Raw genomic sequence first — 7,073 nt, forward strand, 5'->3', positions numbered from 1 at the left:
GGTTCGCGGGACCGTTGGCGCCATGGATGACGCCATCGAGCCCCCATGGGTGAGGGCGCTTTGCTTGCGAAGCACTGCTTCGCAAGCGACCGAACGCGCAGCCGCCAGCGGCTGGGCCGGACCGCGGAGCGGGGTCTACGGCGTGTCCCGCGAACCCAACCCGCCCGCCCCAAACACATGAACCGCCTTCCGCGACCACCCACGAGGGGCTCCGCCGTTGGCAGGGAACCCCTAGGCCACCGCTTCGACCACCAGCGTGCTGCCCTGCACCGCCACCACCCGCACCCACGTACCCGCAGGCAGCTCCGGACCGCTCACCTGCCAGGACGCATCGTCAATGCTGACCCGTCCCTGGCCACCGACGATGGCCTGCTGCAGTACCACCTCCCGGCCGACCAGCTGCTCGGCACGGCGGTTGAGCAACGGCGCATCGCTGGGCCGTGCCCGCGGCCTCCCCCAGCGCCGGTAGCACTGGATCGAGACCACACTCAGCAGGACAAAGGCGATCACCTGCCACAACAGTGGAATGTCGCTGAACACCGCAACCAGTACGAACACTGCCGCCGCGCCAATGCCGATCCACAGCATGAACGCACCCGGCGCCAGCGCTTCGGCAGCGAACAGCAGCAGCGCCAGCGCGCCCCAACCGACGACTTCCCAGCGCATGTCAGCCTCCGAGCGGCGGCGGCCGCTTGCCGGCGGCCTTGTTGTCCTGGCTGGCCAGCGCCTGCTTCGCCAGTTCGGCCACGCCCGCGATCGAACCGATCACGCCACTGGCCTCCATCGGCATCAGCACCAGCTTCTGGTTCGGCGAACTGGCCAGCTCCTTGAACGCTTCCACGTACTTCTGCGCGACGAAGTAGTTGATCGCCTGCACGTCACCCTCGGCAATCGCCGCCGACACCACCTTGGTCGCCATCGCTTCGGCCTCGGCCAGGCGCTCGCGCGCCTCGGCATCGCGGAACGCGGCTTCGCGACGGCCTTCGGCTTCCAGCACGGTGGCCTGCTTCTCGCCATCGGCGCGCAGGATCTCCGACTGCCGTGAACCCTCTGCCTCGAGGATCTGCGCGCGCTTCTCGCGCTCGGCCTTCATCTGCCGCGCCATCGCATCCAGCAGATCGCGCGGCGGCTGGATGTCGCGGATCTCGATGCGGTTGACCTTCACGCCCCAGGGATTGGTGGCATGGTCGACCACGCTCAGCAGCTGGGCATTGATCACCTCGCGCTGGCTGAGCGATTCATCCAGATCCATCGAACCGATCACGGTACGGATGTTGGTCTGCACCAGGGCGATCATCGCCACTTCCAGGTTGGCCACCTCATAGGCGGCCTTGGCGGCATCCAGTACCTGGAAGAACACCACGCCGTCCACGCGCACGGCGGCGTTGTCCTTGGTGATCACTTCCTGGCTGGGCACATCCAGCACCTGCTCCATCATGTTCACCTTGCGCCCCACCCCGTACACGATCGGGATCAGGAAATGCAGGCCGGGGGTCATGGTGTGCGTGTAGCGCCCGAAGCGCTCGACGGTCCACTCGTAGCCCTGGGGCACCATCCGTACTGCCTTGAACAGGATCACCACGGCCACGAAGGCCAGTACCACGGTAAAGAACATGGTCGGGAACATCTTGCTTTCCTTATCTATGACGTCCAGGCCCCAGCATAGCGCGTGAAGGCCACATTCACAGCGGAGCTACCAGGGCACGCGCCCGCGCAGGATGTCGGCGAACATCACCCAGTCGCCCATGAACGAGTACAGCGGGTGCTGGAAGGTGGCCGGGCGGTTCTTCTCGAAGAAGAAATGGCCGACCCAGGCGAAGCTGTAACCGCAGAACAGGGCGGCCAGCAACAGCACCGGCTGCCCGCGCAGGATCGCTGCAACGACCAGCAGCAGCACGCCGCAGCTGCCGACGAAGTGCAGCCGGCGCGATACCGGGTGGCGGTGCTCGCTGAGATAGAACGGATAGAACTCGCGGAAGCTGGCGAAGCGGGACATGTGCGTGTTCCGGGGGCCGTGGTCACCGCCATCATGCGCCTTCCCGGGAGGGAAAGCGGCCTGGACAGCGTGGCCGATTCTGACAAGTCAGTGCATGATCCGGTGGCGCTGCCTTTGTAGAGGCGAGCCATGCTCGACTGGCCCTCCCAGTTGCAGTCGAGCATGGCTCGACGCTACATAAGAGCGGAAGCGGTCGAGCCTGGCTCGACGCTACAAAAGCGGAAGCCGTCGAGCATGGCTCGACGCTACACCGGGGGCGTGCGCGGCCCGAACATGATCACCGCCATGCCGGCCAGGCACAGGGCTGCGCCGAACAGGTCCCAGCGGCTGGGGCGGATGCCATCGACCAGCCACAGCCAGAACAGCGCGGTGCCGATGTAGACACCACCGTAGGCCGCATAGACCCGGCCACTGGCGGTCGGGTGCAGGGTCAGCAGCCAGGCGAACAGGGCCAGGCTGGCGGCAGCCGGCAGCAGCAGCCACACGCTGCCGCCCTTGCGCAGCCACAACCACGGCAGGTAGCAGCCGACAATTTCGGCCAGCGCGGTCAGCAGGAACAGCGCGAGCGTCTTCACGCCTTCTCCGCCGCCTTGGCGTGCTGCCACAGTGCTTCCTGCGCATCCAGGTCCATCGACGCCAGCGCTCCACCCTGGGCGTCAGCCTGCGCTTCCATCGCACGGAAGCGGCGTTCGAACTTGTGGTTGGCCCCGCGCAGCGCCGCACCCAGATCGATATCGGCGTGGCGCGCCAGGTTGGCGCAGACGAACAGCAGGTCGCCAAGCTCTTCCTGCAGGCGCGCCTTGTTGCCGGCAATGTCGCCGCGCTCGAACTCCTCGCGCAGCTCCTGCAGTTCCTCCGCCGCCTTGTCCAGCACCGGCAGCGGGCCCGGCCAGTCGAAACCGACCTTGGCCGCGCGCGACTGCAGCTTCACTGCCCGCTGCCATTCGGGCAGGCCACGCGAGATGCCGGCCAATGCGGAGGTGTCCTGCTCGCCCTTGGCGGCACGCTCGGCGCGCTTGATCGCATCCCAGTTACGCGTCACCCCGTCGGCGTCATCGACGCTGACATCGGCGAACACGTGCGGGTGGCGGCGCTGCATCTTGTCGCTGATCGCGCGCGCGACCTCGGCGAAGGCGAAGGCGCCCTGCTCCTCGGCCATGCGCGCATGGAACACCACCTGCAGCAGCAGGTCGCCCAGCTCATCGCAGAGATCATCGAGGTCGCCACGGTCGATGGCATCGGCCACCTCGTAGGCTTCCTCGATGGTGTACGGCGCGATGGTCGCGAAGTTCTGTTCCAGGTCCCAGGGGCAGCCGCCCTGCGGATCGCGCAGGCGCGCCATGATCGCCAGCAGGCGTTCCAGTTCGTTGCTGGCTGCACTGCCGGCGATGGGGGTGTCATGCGCGCTCATGCGGCCTCCAGGGTCAGTCGGACAACCAGTCGCGCCACGGCAGGCTGGTATCACCAAGGGCAATGAAATCGCCGTTCAACAGGGTCTCGCGGCGGTTGTAGCGGAACGGCTTGCCGGTCGCCGCCGACAGCACCGCGCCACCGGCGGCGTGCAGCACGCACTGGCCGGCGGCGGTGTCCCATTCGGAGGTCGGGCCCAGACGCGGATAGACATCCAGGCCACCTTCGGCGATCCGGCAGAATTTCAGCGACGAGCCCTGCGCGATGGTCTCGATGCGGCCCATGCGCGCCAGCAGCGCCTCGGTTTCCGGTGAGCGGTGCGAGCGGCTGGCAGCAACCCGCAGCGGTGCGGTGGCCGGCGTGCGGGTGCGCAGCACGGTGTCGTGCAGGCCCTGCCGGCGATAGGCCAGCTCGCCGCGCATGGCATGCCAGACGATGCCCGTCACCGGGGCCAGCACCACGCCGAAGGCCGGTGCGCCCTGGTAGATCAGCGCGATGTTGACGCTGAACTCGCCGTTGCGCTTGACGAACTCACGGGTGCCATCGAGCGGATCGACCAGCCAGTAGGCGCCCCAGTGGCGGCGCTGTTCCCAGGGTACCTGCGCCGATTCCTCGGACAGGATCGGCAGATCCGGGGTCAGCTGCTGCAGGCCCTGCTCGATGACCTGGTTGGCGGCCAGGTCGGCGGCGGTGACCGGGCTGTTGTCGTCCTTGAGCTGCACGTCGAAGCCATCGGCATAGACCTGCATGATGGCCTGTCCGGCTTCCTGGGCAATGGCGATGGCGGTCTCGCGCAGGTCCGTGGTCAGTTTGATCATCGCAATCCCTGCAGCCACTGGCGGGCAATGAACAGCGCCGCCAGCGAGCGTCCCTCGGAGAAGTCCTCGCGCAGCATCAGCTGGTCCAACTCGGCCAGCTTCCACGGGACGACTTCCAGCTCTTCCGGCTCGTCGCCGGCCAGCTTTTCCGGGTACAGGTCGCGCGCCACCACCAGCCACGACTGGTGGCTCATGTAGGTCGGGGCCAGGGTCATCGCGCGCAGCACATCCACCCGGCGCGCGCCGTAACCGGCCTCTTCCTTCAGTTCGCGGTCGGCGGCCTGCTCGGGGGTCTCGCCGGCATCGATCCGGCCCTTGACCAGGCCCAGTTCGTAGCGGTGCATGCCGGCGGCGTATTCACGTACCAGCAGCACGGTTTCGTCGTCGAGCATCGGCACCACCACCACCGCGCCATGCCCCCGGCTGACCAGCCGCTCGAAGCGGCGGCGTTCGCCGTTGGAGAACTCCAGGTCCAGGTGCTGGCGCTGGAAGGGACCGTTCTCCTCATCGGTGATCCGATGGATGATCGGCAAGCGACGGCCGGCACGGTCATCGTTCATGCGGAATCTCCGCGGCGGCCGGCGCCTGCGCCGGGGCCGATAGAATGTGCAGGCAGCAACATGTTCATGAGCCCGAAATGCTAGCAGACCCAACCCCCTCCCCGCTGGCCCGCCATTGGCGGCAGCGCGACCTGCAGGTGCTGTGGCACCCCTGCACGCAGATGCGCGAGCATCCGCACACCCTGCCGCTGGTGCCGATCGCCCGCGGCGAAGGTGCCTGGCTGATCGACCACGACGGCAATCGCTATCTGGATGCGGTCAGCAGCTGGTGGACCAACCTGTTCGGTCATGCCGAACCGCGCATCGGTGGTGCCATCGCCGCCCAGGCCACGCAGCTGGAACAGGTGATGCTGGCCGGCTTCGGTCATGAGCCAGCCATCACCCTGGCCGAACGCCTGCTGGCGCTGGCCCCGCGCCAGCCTGGCCGCGAACCGCTGGCCAAGGTGTTCTACGCTGACAACGGCTCCGCCGGCGTGGAAGTGGCGCTGAAGATGGCCTTCCAGTATTTCCAGAACCGTGGCGAGCCGCGGCGCACGCGGTTCATCGCACTGGAGAACGGCTACCACGGCGAGACCCTGGGCGCGCTGGCGCTGGGTGACATCCCGCTGTATCGCCGCGTCTATGCGCCGCTGCTGGCCGAAGGGCTGTTCGCGCCCTCGCCCGACGCTTACCTGGCCGAGCCCGGCCAGAGCGCCGCCGATCGTGCGCGCCAGGCCGCCGATGGCCTGGCCACACTGTTCGACCAGCATCCGGGCGAGATCTGTGCGGTGATCCTGGAGCCACGCCTGCAGTGCGCGGGCGGCATGCGCATGCATGACCCGGTGTACCTGCAGCGGGTTCGCGAACTGTGTGATGCGCACGGTGCATTCATGATCGCCGACGAGATCGCCACCGGCTTCGGCCGCACCGGCACCCTGTTCGCCTGCGAGCAGGCCGGGGTGATGCCGGACCTGATGTGCCTCTCGAAAGGCCTGACCGGCGGCTTCCTGCCGCTTGCCGCGGTACTGGCCACGCAGGCCCTGTACGACGCGTTCCTCGACGACTCGCGCGAGCGCGCCTTCCTGCATTCGCACAGCTACACCGGCAACCCGCTGGCCTGCGCCGCAGCGCTGGCGACGCTGGACATCTTCCGCGACGACGATGTGATCGTGCGCAACCGGGGCATCGCCTCGGTGATGGGCACGCTGGCCGCACCGTTCAGCGACCATCCGCACGTGGCCGACGTGCGCCAGGCCGGCATGGTGGTGGCGTTCGAGCTGTCGCGCGATGGCAACAAGCGCACCCCGTTCGACCCGGCCATGCGGCTGGGCCTGCACGCCTACAAGGCCGCGCTGAAGCGCGGTGTGGTACTGCGTCCGCTGGGCGACGTGCTGTACTGGATGCCACCCTACTGCGTGGATGACGAACAACTGGAGCTGCTGGCACATACCACGCTGGCGGCGATTGACGAGGCGATTGCATGCGCGTGACCCGCTGCCCCATCGACCTGGCGCTGCACAGCGGCCAGACCGTGACCCTGCCGGAAGAGACCGCCAACCACCTGGTACGGGTGATGCGCCTGCGCGAGGGCGATACCTGTGTGCTGTTCAACGGCGACGGCCATGACTACAGCGCCACGCTGACCGTGGCCGGCAAGCGCGAAGTGCAGGTGCGCATCGACGCCGTGCAGGCCATCGACAACGAATCGCCGCTGGCGATCACCCTGCTGCAGGGCATCGCCCGCGGCGAGAAGATGGACCTGATCCTGCAGAAGGCCACCGAACTGGGCGTGGCGGCGATCATTCCGGTCAACGCCGAGCGCACCGAGGTGAAGCTCGATGCAGCACGGGCGGAGAAGCGCGTGGCGCACTGGAACAACGTGGTGACCTCGGCCTGTGGCCAGTCCGGGCGCGCGCGCATTCCGCACGTGGGATCACCGCTGTCGCTGGCGCAGGCGGCAGCGGCACTGCCGGTGGATACGCTGCGGTTGACCCTGGATCCGCTGGGCACACATCGCTTGTCGACGCTGGCGGCCGCTCCGGCAGGCGGCATCGTGATTGCAATCGGTCCGGAAGGTGGCTGGTCGCCGCGCGACCGGGATCAGTTGGCGGCGGCAGGATTCCAGGGCCTGCAGCTGGGCCCGCGCATCCTGCGCACGGAAACGGCCGGCCTGGCCGCGATTGCAGCACTGCAGGCGCGGTTGGGGGATCTGGGGTAAGGCCCGATTCCTGGTAGTGGCGGGGGGGGGGGGGGCGCCCCCCGGGGGGGGGGGGGGGGGGCCGGGGGGGGGGGGGGCCCCGAGTGAAAAGT

The 7,073-nt window shown here is 68.1% G+C and carries 9 protein-coding genes; 2 read left to right on the forward strand and 7 right to left on the reverse strand.

The annotated features are described in order from the left end of the window. Nucleotides 1-231: 231 nt before the first annotated feature. The 7 genes from V3B64_RS21435 to nudE form a co-directional block, all read right to left on the reverse strand. Nucleotides 232-666: an NfeD family protein gene (locus V3B64_RS21435; RefSeq protein ID WP_182266554.1), complete on the reverse strand. Its 435-nt coding sequence runs from the start codon at nucleotides 664-666 to the stop codon at nucleotides 232-234. Nucleotide 667: 1 nt separating this feature from the next. Beyond that, nucleotides 668-1,627, reverse strand: a complete 960-nt coding sequence (locus V3B64_RS21440; RefSeq protein ID WP_005410704.1) for an SPFH domain-containing protein — start codon at nucleotides 1,625-1,627, stop codon at nucleotides 668-670. A gap of 66 nt (nucleotides 1,628-1,693) precedes the next feature. Continuing rightward, nucleotides 1,694-1,996, reverse strand: a complete 303-nt coding sequence (locus tag V3B64_RS21445) for a DUF962 domain-containing protein (protein ID WP_049422150.1) — start codon at nucleotides 1,994-1,996, stop codon at nucleotides 1,694-1,696. A gap of 245 nt (nucleotides 1,997-2,241) precedes the next feature. Continuing rightward, nucleotides 2,242-2,571 carry a YnfA family protein gene (locus tag V3B64_RS21450; RefSeq protein ID WP_032130110.1) on the reverse strand — a complete coding sequence of 110 codons (330 nt, stop codon included), beginning with the start codon at nucleotides 2,569-2,571 and terminating at the stop codon, nucleotides 2,242-2,244. Then, complete coding sequence (gene mazG, locus V3B64_RS21455) at nucleotides 2,568-3,407, reverse strand: nucleoside triphosphate pyrophosphohydrolase (protein WP_049422149.1); 840 nt, start codon at nucleotides 3,405-3,407, stop codon at nucleotides 2,568-2,570. The genes V3B64_RS21450 and mazG overlap by 4 nt, the downstream gene beginning before the upstream one ends. A gap of 13 nt (nucleotides 3,408-3,420) precedes the next feature. After that, nucleotides 3,421-4,224, reverse strand: a complete 804-nt coding sequence (gene cysQ, locus V3B64_RS21460) for a 3'(2'),5'-bisphosphate nucleotidase CysQ (protein WP_049400405.1) — start codon at nucleotides 4,222-4,224, stop codon at nucleotides 3,421-3,423. Next, on the reverse strand, nucleotides 4,221-4,784 hold the full coding sequence (gene nudE, locus V3B64_RS21465; protein ID WP_010482713.1) for an ADP compounds hydrolase NudE: 564 nt from the start codon (nucleotides 4,782-4,784) through the stop codon (nucleotides 4,221-4,223). Before nudE ends, cysQ begins: the two co-directional genes overlap by 4 nt. A 77-nt stretch (nucleotides 4,785-4,861) precedes the next feature. Between nudE and bioA the strand changes: the two genes are divergently transcribed. Both bioA and V3B64_RS21475 read left to right on the forward strand, forming a co-directional pair. Next, on the forward strand, nucleotides 4,862-6,253 hold the full coding sequence (gene bioA / locus V3B64_RS21470) for an adenosylmethionine--8-amino-7-oxononanoate transaminase (RefSeq protein ID WP_220667676.1): 1,392 nt from the start codon (nucleotides 4,862-4,864) through the stop codon (nucleotides 6,251-6,253). After that, on the forward strand, nucleotides 6,244-6,981 hold the full coding sequence (locus tag V3B64_RS21475) for a 16S rRNA (uracil(1498)-N(3))-methyltransferase (protein WP_329914934.1): 738 nt from the start codon (nucleotides 6,244-6,246) through the stop codon (nucleotides 6,979-6,981). Before bioA ends, V3B64_RS21475 begins: the two co-directional genes overlap by 10 nt. Nucleotides 6,982-7,073 lie beyond the last annotated feature (92 nt).

The sequence above is a fragment of the Stenotrophomonas sp. SMYL86 genome, from assembly GCF_036320025.1.
GTDB lineage: Bacteria > Pseudomonadota > Gammaproteobacteria > Xanthomonadales > Xanthomonadaceae > Stenotrophomonas > Stenotrophomonas maltophilia_A.